We start from the raw sequence: 24,249 nt of genomic DNA on the forward strand, positions 1-24,249 counted from the left end.
CTCACCCCATCCGTTCGGATGCATAGCTTCCCGGGCTTGCCGGGAAGACGATGGTGCGGTTGCCGTTGAGGAAGGTGCGGTAGTGGATATGCGCATGGATGGCGCGGGCCAGCACCTGGCTCTCGACGTCGCGGCCGATCGACACGTAATCGTCGGCCGACTGCGCATGCGTGATGCGGGCCGTGTCCTGCTCGATGATCGGACCTTCGTCGAGATCAGCCGTCACGTAATGCGCCGTCGCCCCGATCAGCTTCACGCCGCGCTCATAGGCCTGCTTGTAGGGGTTCGCTCCCTTGAAGGACGGCAGGAAGGAATGATGGATGTTGATGATGCGGCCAGACATCTTCTGGCACATCGAATCCGACAGGATCTGCATGTAGCGGGCCAGCACGATCAGTTCGGTGCCGGTCTGCTCGACCACCTCCATGATCCGTGCTTCCGCCTGCGGCTTGTTGGCCTTCGTCACCGGAATATGGTGGAAGGGGATGTCGTGGTTGACCACCACCTTCTGGTAATCGAAATGGTTGGAGACGACGCCGACGATGTCGATCGGCAGCGCGCCGATCTTCCAGCGGTAGAGCAGGTCGTTGAGACAATGGCCGAAGCGCGAGACCATCAAGAGCACCTTCATGCGCTTCTTGCCATCATGGATCTCGGCCTCCATCTCGAACTTGGCAGCGACCGGCTTGAAGCCTTCGACCAGCGCCTCCAGGCCGACCCCTTGCTCGGAGATGAAGGAGACGCGCATGAAGAACTTGCCGGTGTCGAGATCGTCGAACTGGCTGGAATCGACGATGTTGCAGCCCTGGTCGGCCAGATAATTGGCTATCGCCGCAACGATCCCGCGCGTCGACTGGCACGATACAGTCAGTACATAGTTCTTCATGGTGATCTTCCTCCGCCGTCCCGGCCAAAAATCCGCGCCCGCGCCGGAGCTTGATACTCCAGCGCATGCGCTTATTCGGGCAATCGTCCGCTCCGCGCTCAGATATCGAGCGTGCTGTCGCGCTCCCACTGCGTGAAATGCGAGCAGTAGGCGTTCCATTCCTGATGCTTGAGCTTCAGATAGGCAGCGGAAAACTCGGAGCCGATCGCCTCCTTCAGGCCCTCGTCCTCATCATAGGCCCGCAGCGCATCGAGCAGATTGAGCGGCAGGCGCGGCGCATCCTTCACCAGGTGACCCTCCGCATACATGTCGATATTGTGATGCGGGCCGGGATCGGCCTTGTTGCGCAAACCGTCGAGGCCGGCCGCGATGATGATCGCCTGGAGCAGATAGGGATTGACCGCCCCATCGGGCAGGCGCAGTTCGAAACGGCCGGGACCGGGCACACGCACCATGTGAGTGCGGTTGTTGCCGGTCCAGGTCACCGTATTCGGCGACCATGTAGCGCCCGATGTCGTGCGCGGCGCGTTGATGCGCTTGTAGGAATTGACTGTCGGATTGGTGATGGCCGCCAGCGACGAGGCATGCTTCATGATGCCGCCGAGGAAGTGCCTGCCTTCGGTCGAAAGACCGAATTCCGCTTCCCTGTCGGCGAAGACGTTGGTCTTGCCGTCATTGCTCCACACGGAAACATGGCAGTGGCAGCCATTGCCTGTGAGACCCTTGAAGGGCTTCGGCATGAAGGTGGCGCGCAGTCCGTGCTTCTCGGCGACCGACTTGACCATGAACTTGAAGAAGGAGTGCTTGTCGGCGGTCTTCAAGGCATCGTCGAACTCCCAGTTCATCTCGAACTGGCCGTTGGCGTCCTCGTGGTCGTTTTGATAGGCGCCCCAGCCGAGTTCCAGCATGTAGTCGCAGATCTCGGCGATGACGTCGTAACGGCGCATGACGGCCTGCTGGTCGTAGCAGGGCTTTTCGGCGGTGTCGTATTCATCCGAAATCTTCGAGCCATCGGCGGTGATCAGGAAGAATTCGGCTTCGACACCGGTCTTGACCCGCTTGCCTTCGGCTTCAGCCTGCTTGACGAGCTTCTTCAGCACGTTGCGCGGCGCCTGGGCGACCAACTCGCCTTCCATCATGCAATCGGCCGCGACCCAGGCAACATCCTTCTTCCATGGGAGCTGGATAACGGAGGACGCGTCCGGCACGGCGAAAAGATCGGGATGGGCAGGCGTCATATCGAGCCAGGTGGCGAAGCCGGCAAAACCAGCGCCCTCTTCCTGCATGCCGGCAATCGCCTGCGCCGGCACCAGCTTGGCACGTTGGCCGGAAAAAAGATCGGTATAGCTGATCATGAAATATTTGATGCCTTTGTCTTTCGCAAAAGCAGCAAGGTCCAGTGTCATTCTCGTTCCCCTTTGGATTTCTCAGAGACACTTCGGTTTATGCGTGAAGCCGCCGGGCTCTTCGGCCCGGTCGGAAATTCAATAGCCTCCCTTGCCCGGATACCAATTCGTGCCGGCAAGTGGAATCTGCGCCATGGCGGCCGCTTCCATCGTCAACGCACACAGATCTTCCGGTTCCAGATTATGCAGATGGTTCTTGCCGCAGGCGCGCGCGATCGTCTGCGCTTCGAGCGTCATGACCTTGAGATAATTGGCAAGACGACGGCCCGCCGCGACCGGGTCGAGCCGCGCGGCGAGCTCCGGATCCTGCGTAGTAATGCCGGCCGGATCCTTGCCTTCATGCCAGTCGTCATAGGCACCGGCAGTCGTGCCGAGCTTCTGATATTCTTCCTCCCAGCGCGGATCGTTATCGCCGAGCGCAACCAGCGCTGCCGTGCCGATGGCAACCGCATCGGCGCCAAGCGCCAGTGCTTTCGCGACGTCCGCGCCGGAGCGAATACCGCCGGAGATGATCAGTTGCACCTTGCGGTGCATGCCAAGATCCTGCAGTGCCTGGACGGCCGGGCGAATGCAGGCAAGTGTGGGCATACCGACATTTTCGATGAAGACGTCCTGGGTCGCGGCCGTGCCGCCCTGCATGCCGTCAAGGACGACGACGTCGGCGCCGGCCTTCACGGCCAAAGCCGTATCGTAATAGGGACGCGCACCACCAACCTTCACATAGATCGGCTTTTCCCAGTCGGTGATCTCGCGCAGCTCCATGAGCTTGATTTCAAGATCGTCGGGACCGGTCCAGTCCGGATGACGGCAGGCCGAGCGCTGGTCGATGCCTTTCGGCAGATTGCGCATGTGAGCGACGCGGTCCGAAATCTTCTGGCCGAGCAGCATGCCGCCGCCGCCGGGCTTTGCGCCCTGGCCAACCACCACTTCGATCGCATCGGCGCGGCGCAAATCCTTCGGATTCATGCCGTAGCGCGAAGGGAGATATTGATAGACGAGGGTTTGCGAATGGCCGCGTTCCTCATCCGTCATGCCGCCATCGCCGGTCGTGGTCGACGTGCCCGCAAGCGTGGCGCCGCGGCCGAGCGCTTCCTTGGCGTTGCCGGACAAGGCGCCGAAGCTCATGCCTGCAATGGTGATCGGGGTCTTGAGAGTGATGGGCTTCTTGGCAAAGCGGCTGCCGAGAACGACTGTCGTATCGCATTTCTCGCGATAGCCTTCGAGCGGATAGCGGGAGATCGACGCACCGAGGAAGAGAAGATCGTCGAAATGCGGCACCTTGCGCTTCGTGCCGGCGCCGCGAATGTCGTAGATGCCGGTCGCCGCCGCACGGCGGATTTCGGCCAGGGTATGGTCGTCGAAGGTTGCTGATTTGCGTGGCGGCGTAAAAGGATTGTGATAGCTCATGATGTCTCTTTCGCCTCAATACGCGTCGGCATTGTCGATGTTGAAATTATAGAGTTTGCGCGCCGATCCGTAACGCTTGAACTCTTCCGGCCTGACACCGCTGACGCCTGCCTTGTCGAGAAGCTCGGCAAGCTTCTCGAGATGCTCCTGGCGCATTTCCTTTTCGATGCAGTCCGAGCCGAGGCTCTTGACCGAGCCGCGAACGAAAAGTTTTGCCTCATAGAGGCTGTCGCCCAACGCATCGCCCGCATCGCCGAGCACGACAAGGTGGCCTGATTGACCCATGAAGGCGGACATATGGCCGATATTGCCGTGCACGACGATATCGATGCCCTTCATCGAGATGCCGCAACGCGACGCCGCGTTGCCCTTGATGACCAGGAGGCCCCCCTGGCCGGTCGCCCCTGCATATTGGCTCGCATCGCCTTCGATGACAACGGTGCCCGACATCATGTTCTCAGCGACACCCGGTCCGGCGGAGCCATGCACCGTGACGTTGCCGCCATCGTTCATGCCGGCGCAATAATAGCCGACGGAACCCTTGATATCGACGGTGACGGGAGCATCGATGCCGACGGCCACCGCGTGATGGCCTCGCGGATTGACGACTTCGAAGGCAGTATCATTGGCACCAGCTGCAAGGCTGTGAAGCATGCTGTTAAATTCGCGCAGCGAGGTAACGGATAGATCGAAAACTGGCATGAAAGAACTCTCTCGATTGCGCCAAGACTGGATTAGGCGGCCTTTTCGTGATCCCAGAAATAGACGGTGGCCGGTTCGGGTTCCCAGATGCGGGCATCCTCGATGCCAGGCAGGTTTACGAGCGCACGATATTCGGAGCCGAAAGCAACATACCGATCGGTTTCGGCCATGACTGCCGGCTTGCAGGCGATGGGATCGCGAACGACGCCGAAGCCAGACTTCGTTCCCACAACGAAAGTAAAGAAACCGTCGAGATCGCTGAGCGCGCCGGTCAGCGCCTCGCCGAGATCCTTGCCCTTGGCCATCTCGGCCGTCAGATAAGCGGCGGCGACTTCGGTGTCGTTCTGCGTCTCGAAGGTCATGCCCTCACGCACGAGTTCGCGGCGCAGGTTGTTGTGGTTCGACAGCGACCCGTTGTGGACCAGACATTGATCGGAGCCGGTCGAGAACGGATGGGCGCCCAGCGTCGTAACCGCCGATTCCGTCGCCATACGGGTATGGCCGATGCCATGCGTTCCGGACATGGAGGAGACGCCGAAACGGGAGATGACGTCCTTCGGCAGGCCGGTCTCCTTGTAGATCTCGATGGCATCGCCGCTGCTCATCACCCGGACATCGGGGCGCAGCGTCGCGAGCGCCGCCCGGCCCTCGTCGAGCTTATCCTTCGCGAGCGTGATGACAGCATGAGTGCTTTTGACCTCGACCGACACCGGCGCATCCAGCGCGCGCCTCAGATCATGCTCGAGGTCGTCGAAGTCCTTTGCCGGGCTGGCCGATTGGATCGTAATCTTCGCCTTGTTGCCGTTGGCGCCGCCGTAAATCGCGATGCCGGCGCTATCCGGCCCGCGATCGGTCATCGTGACAAGCATGGACGAAAGAAGCGAGCCGAGCTCCGGCTCGAGGCTTTTGTCTTTCAGGAAGAGACCCACAATTCCGCACATGATCAGACCCTCCATTTCGCGTCTGCAAAATGGCTATCAGGTCTGTTTTCAGATTTCAACCCAAAAGAATATTTTTTTCTTTTAAGGCAAGTTATTCGGTCTTGCCGCGCTGTGGATAGCTGATAATCGACAGGTATTTGCTTGGCAGTTTCACCAGGACTTCCGGGCCGTGCGGCGCGTCGGCGTCAAAGAACAGGCTATCGCCGGGCTGCATCGGGAAGAGTTGGTCGCCATGGCGATAGATCACCTCGCCTTCGAGCATATAGAGGAATTCCATGCCCTCGTGCTGGAAGGTCGGGAAGACATCGGAATCGGCCGTCAGCGTGATGAGATAGGGCTCGACGATGACGCCGCTGGAATTGTTGTCGATATGGCCGAGCAGATTATATTGATGGCCGGCGCGCGTGCCGCGTCGTTCAAGCTCTATGCCCTGCCCCGCCTTGACGAAGACCGCATTGCGCGGCTCCTCGTAGCGGCGAAAGAAGGCCGTCAGCGGCACGCCAAGCGCACGCGACAGCGATTGCAGTGTCGTCAGCGATGGCGAGATGTTGCCGTTTTCGATCTTCGAGAGCATGCCAAGCGAAATACCGGTGGCCGCGGCCAGGTCCGTCACCGTGATGCCGAGCTTCTTACGATAGGCGCGCACCTCGTGGCCGATCGCCATTTCGAGATTGTTGACCTTCGGCTCGCGAACCGCATGCGGATCCTGCACGAACGCTGGTCGCGTGCCATGCGGATGGTCCTCGCTCGACGTCTTGTTCGGCTTGGTCTTCATTCACGATCCTTTTCCGGTCTTGCCCTGCTGCATCAACTCTATCTTCCCAGTGAAATTTTCTCAACTACGACGAAAACTACGACCGGCGCGTTTCGCTTGGGGCCATATCGTAAAGGTTGCGATAGGCTCGGGAGAAATGAGCGCCGCTGGAAAAGCCGGTGGCAACAGCGATTTCGGAAATGGACAAGGGGCTTTGCTCGAGCAGCCGCCGGGCATGCTGGAGCCTGATACGGCGATATTGATCGAGGAATGTCGAGGCGAGATGCGCGGCAAAAAGCCGATCGAGATGGCGCGGCGTCACGCCGGCGATCCGCGCCATGGCTGCGCGATCCAACGGCATCTCGATCGTCTCCTCCATCTTCTCGAGCACGCTTAGAAGACCGGGATGGTGGACACCATAGCGCTCGGCGAGTGAACCGCGTTGCGGCGCTGTTGGTTCGCCGACTTCCGTGTGGAGATACCAGTCGCTCACACGGCGGGCGAAGTCCGGTCCCATGCGCTCGGAGATCAGCACATGCATCATATCGAGCGGCGCAACACCACCGCCGCAGGTAATGCGGTTGCCGTCGACGACGAAGCGGGCCTGGCGCGGCGACAGCGTCGGAAAAGACTCGAGCAGCGCCGGCGCATGCTCCCAATGGATGGTGAAGTCGCGGTCCGCCAAAAGCCCGGCTGCGGCGAGCAAATAGGGACCGCCGGATATGCCGCCGATACGCACTCCTTCGCGCGCCAATTGCCTTAGACAGGCCAAAACCGTTGGATAATGCCAATCTCGCGGCGATCCACCCGCGCAGACAAAGACTGTCCCAAGCCCGGAGCCACGGCCCGGAAGCGGTGCGGCCGGGACGGCCACACCGGCCGACGACAACGCAGGTGCGCCATCAGGTGAGAATGTCGACAGCCGATAGATCTCGCGTCCGGCCAGAAGATTGGCGGCGCGCAGCGGCTCGCTCGCCGAGGCATAGGACATCAGCGCGAATCCTGGGATCAGGATGAAGCCGATATGCTGGACGTTTTTCGCGTCGATCGAAGACATGTCCTATTTCTATCGAAATATGTCCCGAATTGGCAAGTCACCATTTCCCGCTCTGTCATCATGAGCGCAATTCCACTTGGATCCATCCATGCGCTATTCCGCTCTCTCCATTTTCCTCAACGGTCTTCGCGGCAATGCCGGCTGGACTCCAGCCTGGCGTCAGCCCGAACCCAAGCCGCATTATGACGTCATCATCGTCGGTGGTGGCGGCCATGGGCTGGCGACGGCCTATTACCTTGCCAAGACCTTCGGCATCACCAATGTCGCCGTGCTGGAAAAGGGCTATCTCGGCTCCGGCAACATCGGCCGCAACACGACGATCATCCGGTCCAACTACCTGCTGCCCGGCAACAACCCCTTCTACGAGCTGTCGATGAAGCTCTGGGAAGGGCTGGAGCAGGATTTCAATTTCAACGCGATGGTTTCGCAGCGCGGTGTGCTCAATCTCTTTCATTCCGACGCGCAGCGGGATGCCTATACGCGGCGCGGCAACGCCATGCGCCTGCATGGCGTCGATGCCGAATTCCTCGACCGGGAGGCCGTGCGCAAGAAGCTGCCGTTCCTCGATTTCGACAATGCCCGCTTTCCGATCATGGGCGGCCTGTTGCAACCACGCGGCGGTACGGTGCGCCACGACGCCGTCGCCTGGGGTTATGCTCGCGGCGCCGATAGCCGTGGGGTCGACATCATCACCGGCTGCGAGGTGACCGGCATCCGCAGCGAGAACGGCCGCGTCACCGGCGTCGAAACCACCAAGGGCTTCATCGGCTGCGGCAAGCTGGCGCTGGCGGCGGCCGGCAACTCCACTGTCGTCGCCGACATGGCCGGCCTGCGCCTGCCCATCGAAAGCCATGTGCTTCAGGCTTTCGTCTCCGAAGGCTTGAAGCCGTTCATCGACACGGTCGTCACCTTCGGCGCCGGGCATTTCTACGTATCGCAGTCGGACAAGGGCGGCCTCGTCTTCGGCGGCGATATCGACGGTTACAATTCCTATGCGCAGCGCGGCAATCTCGCGACTGTCGAGCATGTCGCGGAGGCCGGCGTCGCCTTGATACCGTCGCTGACGCGCGTGCGCTACCTGCGCACATGGGGCGGCGTCATGGACATGAGCATGGACGGCTCGCCGATCATCGACCGCACCCATATCGACAATCTCTATCTGAACGCCGGCTGGTGCTATGGCGGCTTCAAGGCCACACCGGCCTCCGGCTACTGCTACGCCCATCTGATCGCCCGCAACGAGCCGCATGAAACGGCGCGGGAACTGCGGCTCGACCGTTTCCGGCGCGGCTATCAGCTCGATGAAAAGGGCGTTGGCGCCCAGCCCAACTTGCATTGAGGACATGACGAGATGGCAAGCCTGATTTCCTGCCCTCACTGCGGCATTCGCCCCAAAGAGGAATTTACCATCAAGGGTGATGCGAACCTCGGTCGTCCCGCGCCGGATGCCGGTTCCGACGCCTGGTACGACTACGTCTATCTGCGTGACAATCCGAAAGGACGACACAAGGAATATTGGCACCATTCCTCCGGCTGCCGCCGCTGGTTGATCGTCGAGCGCGACACGGTCACGCACAAGGTCCACGGCGTGAGCGACGCAGCGCTCGCCAAGCTCGGAGATCCGGCATGACCAGCTTCCGCCTTTCTTCCGGCGGCCGGATCGACCGCTCCAAGAGCGTCCGTTTCAGCTTCGACGGCACGGAGCTGACGGGCTACCCCGGCGATACGCTTGCCTCCGCCCTGCTCGCCAACGGCATTCAACTCGTGGGCCGCAGCTTTAAATATCATCGGCCGCGCGGCATCCTGACGGCGGGCGCGGCCGAGCCTAACGCCCTTGTGGCAACTGGCACGGGCGGGCGCACGGAAGCCAATAGCCGTGCCACGATGGTCGAGCTCCATGATGGGCTGATTGCGCGCAGCCAGAACCGCTGGCCCTCGCTCGGCTTCGATATCGGCGCCGTCAACGGGCTGCTGTCGCCCTTCCTCAGCGCCGGCTTCTACTACAAGACATTCATGTGGCCCGCTGCCTTCTGGGAGAAGGTCTACGAACCATTGATCCGCAAGGCCGCCGGCCTCGGCAAGGCTTCCTACGAAACCGACCCTGATTCCTATGAGAAATGCTGGGCGTATTGCGACCTGCTGGTCATCGGCGCAGGTCCGACGGGGCTTGCCGCCGCATTGACGGCGGGACGTGCCGGCGCACGCGTGTTGCTAGCCGACGAAGGCTTTGCCCTTGGCGGCAGCCTGCTTGCCGATCAAGAGTCACCACTGGGTGACTTTCTGACGGAGCTCGAAAGCCTGCCGAATGTCCAATGCCTGCCGCGCACGACCGTCATCGGCTGGTACGACGACAACGTCTTCGGCGCCGTCGAGCGCGTGCAGAAGCACGTCGCAGCGCCCGATGCGCACCGGCCGGTCGAACGTTTTTGGCGCATCATCGCCAAACAGGCCATTCTTGCTACCGGCGCGGAAGAGCGGCCGCTCGTCTTCGGCGGCAACGACATTCCGGGTGTCATGATGGCAGGCGCCATGCGCAGCTATCTGAACCGTCAGGCGGTCGCGCCGGGCAACCGGACCGTTGTCTTCACCACGAACCGGTCAGGCTACCAGACGGCGGCCGATCTTGAGGCCGCCGGCGTCGAGGTTGCCGCCATCGTCGACAGTCGCCCCAAAGCCAGCGAAACTTGGAAGGGTAGAGCTCCGATAGTCTCCGACGCCCGCATCATCGATGCGCATGGCGGCAAGCAGCTGCGTCGCGTGACCGTAGCCACTGCCTCGGGCACACAACATATCGAGGCCGATGCGCTTGCCATGTCGGGCGGCTGGAGCCCGATCATTCATCTCGCCTGCCATCGCGGCGGAAGACCGGTATGGTCCCACAGGCACGCAGCCTTCCTTGCCCCGGAAAGGCAGGAAGGACTGCTCATTGCGGGCTCGGCTGCCGGTCTTGCCTCGACCGAGGCTTGCCTTGGTGATGGTGCGCGCAAGGCAGCTGAGGCGCTCGAGGCGATCGGCTTTGCCAAGGCGGAGCCGGCCTTCAAGCTTGGGGAAGACGTACAGGCAGCCGCCTCGCCGCTGTGGTCCGTCAAAGGTGCCAAGGGCAAGGCCTTCGTCGATTACCAGAACGACGTACACCTTAAAGATCTCGGCCTTGCGGTGCGCGAGGGTTATGGGCATGTCGAGCTTGCCAAACGCTATACGACCAACGGCATGGCGACCGACCAGGGCAAGCTTTCCAATATCAATGCCATCGGCATCCTTGCCGAGGCCCGCGGGGTTTCACCCGCCGAGGTCGGCACCACGACATTCCGGCCCTTCTACACGCCGGTTTCCTTCGGCGCGCTCACCGGCGCGTCGCGCGGCAAGCACTTCCAGCCCGCGCGCAAATCGCCACTGCATGGCTGGGCAAAGAAGAATGGCGCCGTCTTTGTCGAGACCGGGCTCTGGTATCGCTCCTCCTGGTTCCCCCGCGAGGGTGAAAAGACCTGGCGCGAGAGCGTCGACCGCGAGGTGCTGAATATCCGGAAGAATGCCGGCATCTGCGATGTCTCGACGCTCGGCAAGATCGAGATCTTCGGCAAGGACGCGGCGGCCTTCCTCGACCGCATCTATTGCAACGGTTTTGCCAAGCTGCCCGTCGGCAAGGCGCGCTATGGCATCATGTTGCGCGAAGACGGCATGATCTATGACGATGGCACCACCAGCCGCCTCGGCGACGAGCATTTCTTCATGACGACGACGACGGCACTTGCCGCCGGCGTGCTGACCCACCTCGAATTCTGCGCTCAGACGCTCTGGCCCGAACTGGACGTCTACTTTGCCTCCTCCACCGATCAATGGGCGCAGATGGCGGTCGCAGGCCCGAAATCCCGTGCGATCCTCGCCGAGATCGTTGATGAAGACATCTCGGATGCAGCCTTCGCTTTCATGAGTGCGCGCGCAGTCACGCTGTTCGGCGGCAAGCTCGAAGGCCGGCTTTTTCGCATCTCGTTTTCGGGCGAGCTCGCCTATGAGCTCGCTGTGCCTGCGGCTTACGGCGAGTTTGTCGCCGATGCCGTCATGCAGGCCGGGCAGCAATACGATATCTGCCCCTATGGTGCCGAGGCGCTCGGCGTCATGCGCATCGAAAAGGGTCATGTCACCCATGCCGAGATCAACGGCACGGTTACGCCGGGGGATCTCGGTTTTGCCCGCATGGTTTCGCCGACGAAGGCCGATTTCATCGGCAAGGCCATGCTCGCACGCGAGGGCCTGCAGGCGGCCGATCGGCCCCGCCTCGTCGGCGTCAAGCCGCTCAATCCGGCGACAAGCTTCCGCACCGGCGCCCATATTTTGGCGGAGGGCGCGGCCGCAACGCTGGAAAACGATCAGGGCTATGTCACGTCGAGCGCCTTTTCGCCGAGCCTCGGCCATACGATCGGCCTCGCGCTGGTCAAGAACGGGCCGGAGCGGATCGGCGAAAAGGTCTTGGTCTGGAACGGCCTTCGAAACGAATTTACCGAGGGGCAGCTCTGCAGCCCGGTCTTCATCGATCCTGAAAACGAGAAGCTCCATGCTTGACCTTCCCCAAAAAAAGCCGGTTCTTGCCGGCAAGGCCGCCTTGCAAGGTCCGGACATCCGGCTCGAAGCCCTGCCTGAGGGTCATCTGCTGCATGTGATGGGAGCAACGACGACCGAAGATCTCGAGGCACATCTTTCTGCGGCAGGCATCAAGGACAGCGCTGTGCGTCCGGCCGGATATCGACAATGGTTCATTGCCGGCAACAACGTGCTTCCCAACGCCCTTGTACGGGATTTTTCCAATGCCCTTGCCGGTAGCGCCTTCGTCTCGGACCAGAGCCATGGCCGCGTCTGCATCGGCGTCTCCGGTCTGCGTGCCGCCGAATTGCTGAGCAAGGGCACGGCTGTCGACTTTCATCCGGCCACCTTCCCGCAAGGGCGGACGGCCATGACGCTCTTCGGCCATATATCGCTGCAGGTCGCACGTACCGGTGCCGACGAGTTCGAGCTGACGGTGCTGCGCAGCTTTGCGGAGTCTCTCTACGAAGAGCTTGAGGCGCTTGCACTATCGCTGGGTGCCGCGCGCGTTTCATCCTGAACCATCGGGTATCGAAAACGCACCGGCTTATACGCCAGAGACATCAGGCGCTGGCGGCCGTTTTCAGCAATCTTTCGGCGGCCAGGTTAAGGCATTCTTCAAACGCAGTTAGATCGAGAAAGAGCCGATCCGGCGCCACCTTCCGCGTAATGACCGCACCGTTGCGCGCCGCGATGCCACCATCAAGCATCAGATTGTCGGCCATATCGAAATTTTCCAGCGCGAAGCCATCAGGCCCGCGATGGCGGCCGTCGGGACCGAGGCGGACTTCCCCGCCATAGAGGCCGCTGACCCGCTCGAAATGATTCTCGGTGCAGTTGGAAAAGGCAAATGCCGGGCAGCCGCGGGCGCACATGAAGCCCAACTCGAACGCGGTGCCGATGTCAGCCGCAACGCCGCGAAACGGCGTCAGATTGGCAATGATCAGATCGGCGCTCGACATCAGGCTCTCGTTGATGGCGCTGATGGCGAGACCGCGTTGATGCCTCGTTTCGGTTTCCGGGACGGCCAGATCGCCGGGCGAGACAGGGGTGAAGCCATAGCTGCGCGCCAAGGCAATCTTGTGGTCGAGGACTTCCCGCGCATTGGGGAGGAACACCTCAGGACCTGCCAAATATGCTCTCAATGCTTTGCCTTTCCGACAAAATGTTGCACCACGGAAGCTGCGGAACCATATGAGGCATATGACCGATTCAACGCTCTTGCGCCATAGCGAAACGCGCGGCTTGCAAAATCGCGAAATGCGCGCGAGTGCCGTTCCCGACCAACGGCAAGGCGCGTATATTCGCACTTCGAAGCGGGGCGTTGAGACAGCCGATGACAGGCGACAGAATTTGTGGGGTAAAAGAAATGCAATCTTCCATTGCGGCAATTGCCGGCTCGGAAAATGACGACCGTGGCAGCTGGCCGACGAAACAAAGCAAAATCCTCGATTGGTTGATGAATGACGTTCGTGAGCAGCGCTTCATCGACAATATTCTCGTTGAGCTGTGCGAGAAGATGCGGGCAATCGGGATTCCGGTTGCGCGATCGACGATGCATTTCAGAACGATGCATCCGCAATGGCTCGGCGCGCGGATCCTCTGGCGCACCGGTATGAAAGAAGGTGATATCGCCACGTTCAGCTACGGTGTCGAGAATACGCCGCAGTTTCTGGCAAGCCCCATCAACGAGATCTTCAACGGCGCAATCGAGGTCCGGCAAAATCTCGAGGTTTCCGACAAGGATCAGTTCGTCTACCCGCTGTATAAGGAGCTATATGCGGAAAGGTTGACCGACTATATTGCCTGGCCGATCTATCACACGCTCGGCAAGCGCCATATCGTCACTTTCGCCTCGGATGCACCGGGCGGCTTCACCGATGAGCACATCACCTTCCTGAAGGATTTGCTCCCTGCGCTGACGATGGTGACCGAGATCCGGCTGAAGAACATCATGGCACGCACGCTTTTGCGCACCTATGTCGGCCCGCATGCCAGCGAGCAGATCCTAGCCGGCGCGACGACGCGCGGCAGCGGCGCCACGGTCGGAGCGGCCATTCTGATCTGCGATCTTCGCGACTTCACGACCATTTCGGACATGTGGCCGCGAGACGACGTCATCGAACTGCTCAACGGCTATTTCGATGCTATGGTCGAGCCGATCGAAAAACACGGCGGCGAGATCCTCAAATTCATGGGCGACGGGCTGCTGGCCATCTTCCCGCTGAGCGACCCCAACGCCTGCCACAATCTCCTCCTGTCAATCCGCGAGGCGCAGGAAGCGGTGACAACCCTCAACGAGGAAAACCGCAAGCAGGGCCGCGAGGTGCTCCGCTACGGCGTCGGCGTGCATGTCGGCGACGTGATGTATGGCAATATCGGCTCGCGCACCCGCCTCGATTTCACGGTCATCGGCCCGGCCGTGAACATCGCTTCGCGCCTGGAAACGCTGACCAAGGAAGTGAAGCGGCCGGTGCTTCTGTCCAAGGCATTCGTCGAGATGGCCGGCTGCCAGCGCGATATGGAAAGCCTCGGCGCCTTCCCGCTCAAGGGCCTCGGCGAACCGGTCGATGTCTTCGCCTTCACCGCAAAAGAGAAGTTGCTGCAGGATGCATGATCGACGGAGAGCCGGGGTTCTTCCCTCTCACGCGGCCGATTTGACGCGGCGCGATTCAGTCGGTTGCAAAACGTGAAAGGTCAAAGGGCTGCCGCTGCCGATACAGTTCCCTATATTGTGAAACGGATCATGACGATAGCCGCCTTATTTTTGGGATCGTTCTGCGATTACAAACGTTAAGTAAGGGTTGATTCTATCGGCTCGACCGGAGGGTGCTTGTCACCCATAAATACTCTGACAAGGAGAAAACAGATGAGAAAAATTCTGACACTGGCGTTTTCAGCCGCATCGTTGATCGTCGCCGGCGCGGCGGTAGCGCGCGCGGCAGACCTGCCGACGAGCTATCGCGAGGAGGAACCCGATCAGCGCAATGGCGTCAAGATCGGCTATCTCGATTGCGAAATCGGCGGCGGCGTCGGTTATGTGCTCGGCTCGGCCAAGGAGGTGGATTGCACCTTCCACTCGACCGTCGGAAGTAAGCGCGTGGAGCATTACAGCGGTGCGATCAGGAAGATGGGGGTCGACCTTGGTTTCACAACTCGCAGCCGGCTCGTCTGGCTCGTCTTCGCTCCGACAGCCGGCTATCATCACGGCTCTCTGAGCGGCCTTTATCAGGGTGCCACCGTTGAAGCGACCCTCGGCGCGGGCGTCGGCACGAACATCCTTGTTGGTGGTACTTCCGGCTCGATCCATCTTCAGACGGTGAGCGTGACGGGCCAGCTCGGCCTGAACGTCGCCGCTACCGGGACTTCGGTAACGCTGACCTCGACCGAGTGAGGTTTTAGGCCGCTGCGAAGCGGCACGAGTTCTATGGCCGCCCTTCCATAATGTTAGGGCGGCCTCTTTTTGTTGATGACCTTGCCGCCAAAGAAATTGCTCGTTGGCTCGTCTGTCGACAACCATCGTCAACGCTCAATCAACAAAGCCCGTTTCTTTTCAAGGGCCTCTGCCCTTATCCTCCTGTTATCTGTCGTCACCGTTCCGCCCCGAAATGGATTAACGGCGATCCGGTATATGGCTATAGCTATTCAATGCAGAAGAACAATTGGAGCCAAGCTCATGACCGATACTGTCACCGATCGCTTCCTTCGCTACGTCGTCATCGACACGCAATCGGACCCGACTTCGAGCACCCAGCCCTCGACTGAGAAGCAGAAAAACCTCGGGCGTATCCTTGTCGAGGAATTGCTGGCGATCGGCCTCGGTGACGCGCATCTGGACGAGCACGGCTATGTCTATGCGACCATTCCGTCCAATGTCGACAAGCCGGTTCCGGTGATCTGCTTCTGCTCCCACATGGATACCGCGCCCGATTTCACCGGCACCAACGTCAAGCCTCAGATCCTGCGGAATTATAGCGGCGGCGATATTCGGCTCGCGGGCGATCCGCAACAAATCATCCGTGTCGACGACCACCCTGCCTTGCGCGATCAGGTCGGCAACGACATCATAACCTCGGATGGCACGACCCTGCTTGGCGCCGACGACAAGGCCGGCCTCGCCGAGATCGTGGCGGCAGCTCAATATCTCGTCGACAACCCTGATGTGCGCCACGGCACCATCAAGCTCCTGTTCACGACCGACGAGGAGATCGGCCGCGGCGTCGACAAGGTGGATCTCAAGAAGCTCGGGGCACAGTTTGCCTATACGGTCGATGGCGAAACCGCTGGGCATATAGAGGACGAAACCTTTTCGGCGGATGGCGTCGAAGTCACCATCCAGGGTGTTGCCATCCATCCGGGCTTTGCCAAGGGAAAGATGGAGAATGCCATCAAGATTGCCGGCGCGATCATCGACAGGCTGCCGAAGGACGTAGCGCCTGAAACGACGGCGGGCCGAGAGGGCTTCATTCACCCGACAGGCGTGACCGGCTCGATGGAGAAAGCGTCACTCGGTTTCATCATCCGTGATTTCGATGATGCCGGTCTGGCCGTGAAAGAGGCGATGCTGGAACAGATCGTCAAGGACGTGATGACAGCCTTTCCCGGCTCCTCCCACACATTCACGGTCAAGCATCAATACCGCAACATGAAGACGATTCTCGATCGGCACCCGCAGATCGTCGACAATGCCGTGGAGGCGATCCGCCGGGCCGGGATGACCCCGGTGCGCGGCAGTATTCGCGGCGGCACGGACGGTTCAAGGCTCTCGTTCATGGGGTTGCCTTGCGCCAATATCTTCGCCGGCGGCCATGCCTTTCATTCCCCGCTTGAATGGGTCAGCCGGCAGGACATGGAAAAAGGCGCAAAGACGCTTGTCGAACTGGCTAAAGTCTGGGCGGAGCGTAGCTAAGCCGGTTCAGGCAGGTAAAGTCAGCTCAGAAGAGCGCCCGTTGCCTCAGAAACAAGGCCCCAGGCGCTGGCATTTGTCGCAGACGACCGTGAGATTCACCAGCCGATGCTGGCGACATCATCGATTGCCCGCCTACCTCGGCGAAGCACGGCGCCAGGCGCGTCGGCGGCCTGGCTCAGCAGGTAGCGCGCGCCAGCCAGCGGACGAAACCCGACCCTCTCCTCCACAACAGGAGGCCGCTCATCGTTCACCAGCGGCTGTTCGGCCTGGGCGTATTCCGGCTCTCCCGCGATCAATGGGTCTCGCGTTTCGCATTGCGGCAAGCAACGGTCGAAACGCTCGACGCCGCCCGACGATGCGACCTTGGTCTTCGCAATACCGGCGTGGGATGCGACCCGCTTTGCCGTAACGGCAGCTTTTTCCGTCGAGGCAAGCGGCGACGGCGACGGGATCGGTACCGACATCGTTTGTCGTGCCGGGCTCGCATCGACCACGACCTGCGGCCCGCTCATCGCGACGTGTTCCAGGGGTTTGGCGCTGCTGATCGCGATCACGCCGCTATCGTCGACGAACCGCATGGCTCGATCGGCCGGAGCGGTTTGAACGATGAGGTAGAGGGCACCGACCACCGTGCCGCATACAGCAAGCCCGGAGCCTAGTCTCCGCGTCATCTCGCTTTGGCCATTCCACCAACTTGCAGGCTGCGTACCCATCGACAGCTCCTTTGGACAGAGATTCCAGAGGCCAATTCACACGAGAACTGTGGCGCAGCTTTTGTCGAAACATGGCTAATTGCGGACCTTTTGCAAAGAAATGTTGACGGACCAGGACCTTCGTTCATCAGGAGACGCGGTTTGTCGGTGGACCGAAAGAAGATGATGATGCAAGGCTGCATCATTAAGCTTTATCTTTAAAGTTAATCGGGAATGTCGCAAGACAAGCAAATGGTCTTGTGATTTTAATAATTCGTGGCTGGGCTGAGCCACGATTCCATCTCGAATTCGAAGATAAGATATTATTGTGCGCATGGTATTTACCGCAAAAGAACTTGGTCGCGATGAGCATTTTCTGTCGGCCATATTGCAGAGCGCACACGAGCTCATGGCCATTTACAGCGAGAATCCCCGGATAGCGTCGATTATGGCTGCGCAACAGCGATGGCTCATGGCTCATTCGGGCTTTTCGCTTTCTCTCGGCTATCCGGATGAACCGACGCCTGGGCTATATGGCAGCCGGTTCGTCGACTTTGCCGTGAAGCACGGCATTGCCAGCCGCAATACTGCCGCGGCCTTCCTCAAGGAGATGCTGGCCTATAAATTCATCCAGCCGGTGCCGCAGAGCTCGGACCGCCGCATCACGCTGCTGGAGCCGACGGAGCTGACGCGCGAATATATGATGCGATGGATCCATACCCATCTCGTCGTGCTGGATACGCTCGACGGCGGGGACCGGATGGCCCAGGTCGCTATCAATCCGGAGGCCATCTGGCGCATGCATCCGATCATCGCCAAGCGGATCATGGATAGTGACATTCTCCGCAATCCCGGCGTTACGTTCAGTCTGTTCAACTGGGCGACATCGGGCGGCGTCGTGATGGACTATCTCATCTCGCGCATCACCTCGGTCGATTTTGCGGCCGACAAGATCCTCATCGGTCCCCTTTCCATGAAGGTGATGCAGAGCCAGTTCATGATTTCCAGAACGCATCTGAAGCGCCTGTTCAAACGGGCGGCGGAATTCGGCAGCGTTGGATGGGCTGGCGCGCCGGGAAAGAGCAGCTTCTGGCTGTCTCACACCTTCGTGTCGGAATATTGGAACTATCAGGCCGAGAAATATGCGATGATCGATGCGGTGAGCGCGGCGGTGCTCAATACACCCGACCGTCTCGACGAAAGATCGCATGCAACCTCGACGCTGACCGCCTGACGCAGGCCTCCAGGGTGCACGTTGCCGGCCGCAGCGGTAACCGCCGACCTGCCCGCCGGGACACGTGACGTCTACTTTGAGGTATTCATCAACACAGCTCAAGCTCTGACTGTCTATGGTCGCGTGTCGCCCCAGACAACGCCGTTACCGGGAACCTATACCGACACAGTGGTCGTCACACTCACCTACTGATACGAAATGCGATATGTCGACGGACCCTCGCGGCTCCCTCATGCAGCATCTGGGCCGCCTGCGCTGCGCCGGCTGGTTCCAACCGTCGATACGGCCGCCGCCGTCTCAGGCATATCGGAGGAATAAACCATATTGCGGCCGCTTCGCTTGGCTTGATAGAGTCGCCTGTCCGCCACGCCCGCCAGTTCCTCCCAAGCCCCTAAAGCGCATTCTGCTCGCCAGCCGACGCCAAAGCTGGCGGTGGCGCGCAACCCATGCTCTTCGCTGATGACAGCGTGGGCCAAGGCCGCGCGCAACCGCTCCGCGGTTGCCTGAGCGACTGCCTCGGTCGCGTCGCCCAATATAATGATGAATTCCTCGCCGCCATAGCGCGCAAACAGATCCCCGGGGCGCAGACATGGGCTCAATATCTGAGCCGTCCTTTGAAGCACGACGTCGCCGACGGCATGGCCGTACCGATCATTGATCGACTTGAAATGGTCGATGTCGAACATGACGATGCCGAAACCACGGAATCCGGATCGCGGAGCAGCGAGCAATTCCTCGACTGCTTCACTGAGCGCTCTGCGATTAAGCAGACCGGTCAGCGCATCCGTCTGAGAGAGACGCTTCAATTCCTCCGTCATCGATTTGCGCTCCATCTCCAGATGTCGCTTGAAACGCTGCTGCTCCCGCAGAATGTTCAGTCGCAGGAACATCTCGCGCACTTCCCGACCGGCGTGCGGCATCGCTTCGGGCTCCGATAGGTCGCCGGCAGCGATATCGTCAATCTGCCGTATGGCGGCAAGCATCGGCTGGAACAGGGATCGCCTGAGCGCATAGGCCAATCCGGCAACCACCGATATCGCCGTTACGGCCAGGAGCGCCGATATCAGCATGGCTCTCAAGGCCTTCTGCTGTGATTCCTCCAACGACGTCAGCGCGGTCTCTTCGATGAGTTCACGCAACGTCTCCGTCGATTTCATCCCCGGAACATATTTTTGAGTGAACTCCCCCGCCGTTGGCGGGTTGCCTCCATTCAGCTCAAAAGCAACCTGCTGCGCATAGGGCAAGGATCCGGCAAAGTAATTCACCGTCACTTGATCCAGCAGTTGCGCGATAGCCTGGGAATGCAGCGTTGATGGAGCATAGGTCTTCAACAGCGCATTCACTTCGAAAAGGCGGTTCAACTCATTGTCGAACTCCGCCCGGTAGTGCGAGCGGGCCTGCCCTTGCGAGGCGAGCATCATGACCACATAGGATCCCAATCTTCCGGCGCGTTCTCTGAGCGTTCCGGCCATCGAAGTCAGCATGACTTCGGCCCCGGTCTGCGGCGCCTGAGCGATAATCAAACGTCCCGCTACGTCACGGTAATCCTGCGCCCGGTCCGCCGCCCGGGACATCGTCTGTATCGCCTCGGCTATTTGTGTCCCACTCCGCTCGTCGCGCGGAATGGCCGCGACCGCATCGACGGCTTTTCGGCCTGCTTCCAATTGCGCCTTGACGGCCATGAATGCGCTGCTCATTTCCGGCGACGCATCTATCTCCGTCCGGAAGATCGTCTCGATCTTGGCGATATCAACGTCGGTGTCGCCACGGCTCGCTTTCAACGCGGCGGCAAATTGCGGCTGCTGTTCCTCGGAGGCGCCCATAAGGCTGTTCGCCGGCCCCCGCTCCTTCGATATCGTGGCAGCCGCACGCAAGGCGGCATCGAAGCGCTTGAACTCCGTCACCCCGCGCTTGTAGTGGATGTAATCCGACAAGCTAAAGGCAATCGTCGAGCCGGCCATCATCAAGCAAACCATGATAACGGCTATGGCGCCGTTCCACTGTAGCTGTTGAATTCTAAGCCGCGACAATAAGTGCACTCCACCGAGAACCGTTTGATCGAGAATAAACTGCAACTGGTAGAATCTTCGTTTAAGGCACAGAAATAAAATATTTCTCACGAGCTGATGACGAGGTTACGCAAATTGTCAGCCAGTCACGATAGCCTTATGTTTATGCACAACAAAGAGAGGTTTTCGGCGTCATTGGCGCGGCGAAGAACGGCCAAAAAAAGTAGTCGACACCGACAAGGCGATGCGGGCAATCGTACAAAGCGCGAGCGATCGCCGCTGCTTTGTACGACGTGAGTTTTGCCGGGGTCTCTCCCATAGAAGGGAGTTCGCCCGCCTATGGGCCTCCCTTATCGCCCCAGAACTGGGTCGGTGGCTCGAATGCTTATTTGCTGGCGAGCAGGTTCAGCTTGTAGATCTGCGGCGGCTCGGCAAAGAGATCTCCCGCCTGTACTTTTTCCATCAAAGCGGCCGCTACTTTGCCGTCGAGATGGGCCTGCCGGCCCGCTTCATTGTCGAACGTGTCGAAAATGGCGAACTTTCCGGGGCCTTCTTCGATCGCATACCAGCTTGCCGTACCGGGTTCCGCGAGGACCAAAGGCAATGCCGATCGCAGAAAATCGGCAACCTCGGCCTCCTTGCCGGGCTTGGCCTTCAGCGGAACATACAGTGCAAGTTTGCTCATGACCCACCACCTTTCATGTGCGGATGATGTCTCGGATAACGTCAACCAACGTCGGGCGATAGGAACTGTTCCCGATCAGGCAGACCAGAAAGCGATCATCTCTTCAAAGGAAGGTGACCGAAACCGATATCGCGGAGATAAAACTAGTTCTGCACGAATGCCGCCGGCATAAGATTTGCGCGGGCCGAGTAATGTGGTTGTCCGACGACATGCGATATCACCAGCGCGTAGACCAGAATAGAACCGATGACGATGGCAATGCCGTTCACGGGCAGGTTCTTCTTCGACGCCGCGCAGGGCGGGATATCCGGGACATTCGCGCGAGAAGGTCGTCTCCCAGATGTTTCCGCCGTCATGAAGGGAAGCATCAACTCCTTTTCTATGCGGGCCTGCGCATCGATTTGCTTGCCATATCTCGTCGTGGGCCTGAACTGGATGACTTCGCCCATTTTTCACGCGGTCCCTTTTGCCGCTTGCGGCTATTGGCCATTATTCTCCTGGTTATCGTCAGCATCGCATAGTCGATGCGCACGATGACCTTTTCAGGCCGTTGCTACGATCCTGATCATGGGTAAGTTATACTCCAACAGGACCATGGAAGCGATATCGTTGCGCAAGAAAGCCAGCTGTTTGCGCCATCCTTTCGCAATGTGTGATTAAATCGCCTTGCCGCCTGACGATGGAAAAGATCGGCATATTGCGCGTGGAAGATGGGGATTTTGACGACATCACCGTGCCGGAAGGACATATCCTGCGGCCGTATGTGCTCTACCGCATCGATCATCCTGTCAGCCTGAGCCCCTGATCGGCACCCGCTGCACAAAGCGGGCGCCGAAAGACTGGGCTTAGCGAAGCTCGATGATGGCGCAGCCATAGGCATCGAGCGACAGAGCGCCGGATACCGACTTGCCGTCATCGAGAAGATTGATCCCGGCCGGGACTTCACTCAGCTCAGCGCGCTGATCGAGGTAATTCTGCAGGAAGAGCAGCCGCCGGTCATCGTTCTGGCGCATCGTCACCTCGACTCCCTCGGGCAGATCGCCGACGAGCGGTCCGATGCCGGCTTCCGCAAAGGTCCTGTCGGCCAGGGCATCGGTCAGCTCCGGCGTCAGATAGGTGCCGAGATAGAGCACCCTGCCCTTGCCGACCCGACGCAAGCTCGCCATCGGCTGGCCTTCGGCATAACGGTTCGACCATGTCGCAACCACTTCGGCATCATCCACAATCGTCAGGTTCTCATAAAAGTGCGCAGCTTCGATCTCACGATTGCCGAAGGTGAAGCGACGAACGCGCCGATGGGATTCCGCCGGGCGATTGGGTGGGATGACCAGGCCGCCCGACCGGGACATGACGTCGAAAAGACCCTTGGCACCGGGCGCTGCCAGCCGGCCGAAATCCTCCACCTTGACGCCCGTCAGCCGTGTCAGCGACGAACCCGGTGCTGTCTCACGGATGACATGGTTGTTTTCGTCGCGCGTGCCGGTGCGCGCGCCGATGACGACCGTGCTGCCATCTCGGGCAAAGGCTTCGAGCCGCGCGGTCCAGCCGTCCTTCCACATTACCCAATGCGGCACATAGAGCAGCTTCAGCCGCGAAAGGTCGTCCTCGGGATGGATGAAGCCGCAGGCGATACCGCGGTCATAGCAATATTGATGCAACTGAATTGCATCGTCCTGCGGGCTCGGCAGGCCGATCGAATAGGTCTTGTGCGCCTCCTGATTGTCGAAATCCGAGCCGGCGATGCCGACATCCATGCGCACATGGGTTCCGAGGATCTTGTCCTTGAGAGCGGTCATCTCGGTCGCGAAGCGTTTTGCCTCGTCGTAACGGTGGCGCGGCACATCATCGTGATCGATGAGGCCCATCCAGTAGATTTCCGCGCCGAAATGCGCAGGCCGCCAGCGGAAGAACAGCAAGCCATCGGCGCCGCGCGCGACCGAGGACATGGCCATGCGCCGCATTTCGCCAGGCTCCGGCGTCAGCGTGCAGAAACCGGGCTGGCTTCCGAAGCCGGATTGCTGTTCGGGAACGATGTAATTGCCGGAGAATCCGCGGCAGATATCGAGGTGGAGCGCCTGCACCTTGGCGTGGTTGCCGATGCGCTGAAACTCATCGTAGAGCATCGGATAGATGTCATAGCCGACGAAATCGAGATCGGTGGAGAACTGGCCTCGGAAGTCGATATCGCGAAGGCCGCCGAGATTGTGGAAGATGAACCATTCCGCCTTGGTGGCGCGCAGGATTTCCACCTGATCGTGCTGGAAACGTGCCGTCGCGAAGGCGAGGAAGCGGTGATAGTCCTGCACATGTCCTGGGCTCGGGAAGGTCGGGCCGAACTCGATGGGAAGCACGACCTGACCGAAATCGTCATAGGCCGTCGCCCAGAAATCGCCGCCCCAGGCGAAATTGAGCTTGTCGATCGTCCCGTATTTATCGGCGAGAAAGGCCTGGAACTCCGAAAGTGTCGCCGGGGAGAAGGATTCCGGCATGCTGGTATTCAGCTCATTGTCGGTCTGCCAGCCGATGACATGCGGATTGTCCCGATAGTGCTCGGCCATCGCCTTGGTAATGCGCTTGCTGTACTCGCGGAACACCGGGCTTGCGGTATCGGCATGCTGGCGCGAGCCATGGCTCATCGTCCGGCCGTTGCCGTCGACGCGAAGGATTTCGGGATGGGCGACCGTCAGCCAGCGCGGCGGCGTCGCCGTCGGGGTGCACATGATGGTGTCGATGCCATGACGCGCCAGCACGGCGATTGCACGGTCGAAAAGATCGAAATCGAAGGTGCCGAGCTTTGGCTCGAAGAGATGCCATGCGAACTCACCGAGACGCGCGACATTGAAGCCGGCCTCGGCCATGCGCTTGGCATCGCGCTCCCAATAGCTCTCGTCGACATGTTCCGGATAATGCGGCGCGCCCACAAGAAACCTGTCGGTCTTGATGGTCCGCCATACGGAAAGGTCGTTCTTACTGCTGCTTGCTGACACGG

General features: G+C 60.2%; 22 protein-coding genes and 1 pseudogene. 10 read left to right on the forward strand and 13 right to left on the reverse strand.

The window, feature by feature from the left end; translation table 11 throughout:
• Position 1: 1 nt before the first annotated feature.
• The 7 genes from purU to GA0061101_RS26345 form a co-directional block, all read right to left on the reverse strand.
• Positions 2–886: a formyltetrahydrofolate deformylase gene (gene purU / locus GA0061101_RS26315; RefSeq protein ID WP_092575736.1), complete on the reverse strand. Its 885-nt coding sequence runs from the start codon at positions 884–886 to the stop codon at positions 2–4.
• 98 nt (positions 887–984) lie between these two features.
• The gene (gene glnT, locus GA0061101_RS26320; protein WP_037197547.1) at positions 985–2,292 is read right to left on the reverse strand and encodes a type III glutamate--ammonia ligase; all 1,308 of its coding nucleotides are present in this window, start codon (positions 2,290–2,292) and stop codon (positions 985–987) included.
• 78 nt (positions 2,293–2,370) lie between these two features.
• On the reverse strand, positions 2,371–3,699 hold the full coding sequence (locus GA0061101_RS26325) for an FMN-binding glutamate synthase family protein (RefSeq protein WP_037197545.1): 1,329 nt from the start codon (positions 3,697–3,699) through the stop codon (positions 2,371–2,373).
• A 15-nt stretch (positions 3,700–3,714) separates the two neighbouring features.
• Positions 3,715–4,401 (reverse strand): GltB/FmdC/FwdC-like GXGXG domain-containing protein, encoded by a 687-nt coding sequence (locus tag GA0061101_RS26330; RefSeq protein WP_037197544.1) that lies wholly within the window; start codon positions 4,399–4,401, stop codon positions 3,715–3,717.
• A 32-nt stretch (positions 4,402–4,433) separates the two neighbouring features.
• Entirely contained in the window at positions 4,434–5,342 is a 909-nt protein-coding gene (locus GA0061101_RS26335) for a class II glutamine amidotransferase (RefSeq protein WP_037197576.1), read from the reverse strand.
• Positions 5,343–5,433: 91 nt separating this feature from the next.
• The gene (locus tag GA0061101_RS26340) at positions 5,434–6,117 is read right to left on the reverse strand and encodes a helix-turn-helix domain-containing protein (RefSeq protein WP_037197542.1); all 684 of its coding nucleotides are present in this window, start codon (positions 6,115–6,117) and stop codon (positions 5,434–5,436) included.
• A 76-nt stretch (positions 6,118–6,193) separates the two neighbouring features.
• Positions 6,194–7,153, reverse strand: a complete 960-nt coding sequence (locus GA0061101_RS26345; protein WP_037197540.1) for a GlxA family transcriptional regulator — start codon at positions 7,151–7,153, stop codon at positions 6,194–6,196.
• Positions 7,154–7,241: 88 nt separating this feature from the next.
• On the opposite strand from GA0061101_RS26345, the gene GA0061101_RS26350 reads away from it, so the two are divergent.
• The 4 genes from GA0061101_RS26350 to GA0061101_RS26365 are packed head-to-tail and all read left to right on the forward strand — an operon-like array spanning position 7,242 to position 12,251.
• Positions 7,242–8,492 (forward strand): sarcosine oxidase subunit beta family protein, encoded by a 1,251-nt coding sequence (locus tag GA0061101_RS26350; protein WP_037197538.1) that lies wholly within the window; start codon positions 7,242–7,244, stop codon positions 8,490–8,492.
• A gap of 12 nt (positions 8,493–8,504) precedes the next feature.
• Positions 8,505–8,783, forward strand: a complete 279-nt coding sequence (locus tag GA0061101_RS26355; RefSeq protein WP_037197536.1) for a sarcosine oxidase subunit delta — start codon at positions 8,505–8,507, stop codon at positions 8,781–8,783.
• Positions 8,780–11,713 (forward strand): sarcosine oxidase subunit alpha family protein, encoded by a 2,934-nt coding sequence (locus GA0061101_RS26360; RefSeq protein WP_037197534.1) that lies wholly within the window; start codon positions 8,780–8,782, stop codon positions 11,711–11,713. The genes GA0061101_RS26355 and GA0061101_RS26360 overlap by 4 nt, the downstream gene beginning before the upstream one ends.
• Complete coding sequence (locus GA0061101_RS26365) at positions 11,706–12,251, forward strand: sarcosine oxidase subunit gamma family protein (RefSeq protein ID WP_037197532.1); 546 nt, start codon at positions 11,706–11,708, stop codon at positions 12,249–12,251. Before GA0061101_RS26360 ends, GA0061101_RS26365 begins: the two co-directional genes overlap by 8 nt.
• A gap of 43 nt (positions 12,252–12,294) precedes the next feature.
• Here GA0061101_RS26365 and GA0061101_RS26370 read toward each other — a convergent pair whose 3' ends face one another.
• A complete protein-coding gene (locus GA0061101_RS26370) occupies positions 12,295–12,876 on the reverse strand; it encodes a nucleoside 2-deoxyribosyltransferase (protein ID WP_037197530.1) in 582 nt (193 codons plus the stop codon).
• A 224-nt stretch (positions 12,877–13,100) separates the two neighbouring features.
• On the opposite strand from GA0061101_RS26370, the gene GA0061101_RS26375 reads away from it, so the two are divergent.
• From GA0061101_RS26375 to pepT, 3 genes are all read left to right on the forward strand, one after another.
• On the forward strand, positions 13,101–14,348 hold the full coding sequence (locus GA0061101_RS26375) for an adenylate/guanylate cyclase domain-containing protein (RefSeq protein WP_037197529.1): 1,248 nt from the start codon (positions 13,101–13,103) through the stop codon (positions 14,346–14,348).
• Between the two features lie 252 nt (positions 14,349–14,600).
• Positions 14,601–15,125, forward strand: a complete 525-nt coding sequence (locus GA0061101_RS26380; RefSeq protein ID WP_037197528.1) for a DUF992 domain-containing protein — start codon at positions 14,601–14,603, stop codon at positions 15,123–15,125.
• A gap of 282 nt (positions 15,126–15,407) precedes the next feature.
• Positions 15,408–16,640: a peptidase T gene (gene pepT, locus GA0061101_RS26385; RefSeq protein ID WP_037197527.1), complete on the forward strand. Its 1,233-nt coding sequence runs from the start codon at positions 15,408–15,410 to the stop codon at positions 16,638–16,640.
• Between the two features lie 95 nt (positions 16,641–16,735).
• On the opposite strand, the gene GA0061101_RS26390 is transcribed toward pepT, so the two are convergent.
• Positions 16,736–17,353, reverse strand: a complete 618-nt coding sequence (locus GA0061101_RS26390) for a hypothetical protein (protein ID WP_037197524.1) — start codon at positions 17,351–17,353, stop codon at positions 16,736–16,738.
• A 313-nt stretch (positions 17,354–17,666) separates the two neighbouring features.
• Here GA0061101_RS26390 and GA0061101_RS26395 point away from each other — a divergent pair, with 313 nt between their 5' ends.
• Both GA0061101_RS26395 and GA0061101_RS41145 read left to right on the forward strand, forming a co-directional pair.
• Positions 17,667–18,566, forward strand: coding sequence for a hypothetical protein (locus GA0061101_RS26395; protein WP_037197523.1), 900 nt, complete (start codon positions 17,667–17,669; stop codon positions 18,564–18,566).
• 99 nt (positions 18,567–18,665) lie between these two features.
• Positions 18,666–18,758, forward strand: a pseudogene (locus GA0061101_RS41145) (spore coat protein U domain-containing protein); the annotation flags it as partial.
• 38 nt (positions 18,759–18,796) lie between these two features.
• Here GA0061101_RS41145 and GA0061101_RS26405 read toward each other — a convergent pair.
• The 3 genes from GA0061101_RS26405 to GA0061101_RS26415 form a co-directional block, all read right to left on the reverse strand.
• Positions 18,797–20,596, reverse strand: a complete 1,800-nt coding sequence (locus GA0061101_RS26405) for a GGDEF domain-containing protein (protein ID WP_141694122.1) — start codon at positions 20,594–20,596, stop codon at positions 18,797–18,799.
• Positions 20,597–20,960: 364 nt separating this feature from the next.
• Complete coding sequence (locus GA0061101_RS26410) at positions 20,961–21,260, reverse strand: putative quinol monooxygenase (RefSeq protein ID WP_037197522.1); 300 nt, start codon at positions 21,258–21,260, stop codon at positions 20,961–20,963.
• A 143-nt stretch (positions 21,261–21,403) separates the two neighbouring features.
• Positions 21,404–21,709 carry a hypothetical protein gene (locus GA0061101_RS26415; RefSeq protein WP_037197521.1) on the reverse strand — a complete coding sequence of 102 codons (306 nt, stop codon included), beginning with the start codon at positions 21,707–21,709 and terminating at the stop codon, positions 21,404–21,406.
• A 230-nt stretch (positions 21,710–21,939) separates the two neighbouring features.
• On the opposite strand from GA0061101_RS26415, the gene GA0061101_RS40785 reads away from it, so the two are divergent.
• Entirely contained in the window at positions 21,940–22,065 is a 126-nt protein-coding gene (locus GA0061101_RS40785; RefSeq protein WP_280518154.1) for a hypothetical protein, read from the forward strand.
• Positions 22,066–22,105: 40 nt separating this feature from the next.
• Here GA0061101_RS40785 and GA0061101_RS26420 read toward each other — a convergent pair whose 3' ends face one another.
• Positions 22,106–24,247, reverse strand: coding sequence for a beta-galactosidase (locus GA0061101_RS26420; RefSeq protein ID WP_037197520.1), 2,142 nt, complete (start codon positions 24,245–24,247; stop codon positions 22,106–22,108).
• Between the last annotated feature and the right edge of the window lie 2 nt (positions 24,248–24,249).

Source organism: Martinezella lusitana (genome assembly GCF_900094565.1).
In the GTDB taxonomy this organism is placed as follows: Bacteria; Pseudomonadota; Alphaproteobacteria; order Rhizobiales; family Rhizobiaceae; genus Rhizobium; species Rhizobium lusitanum.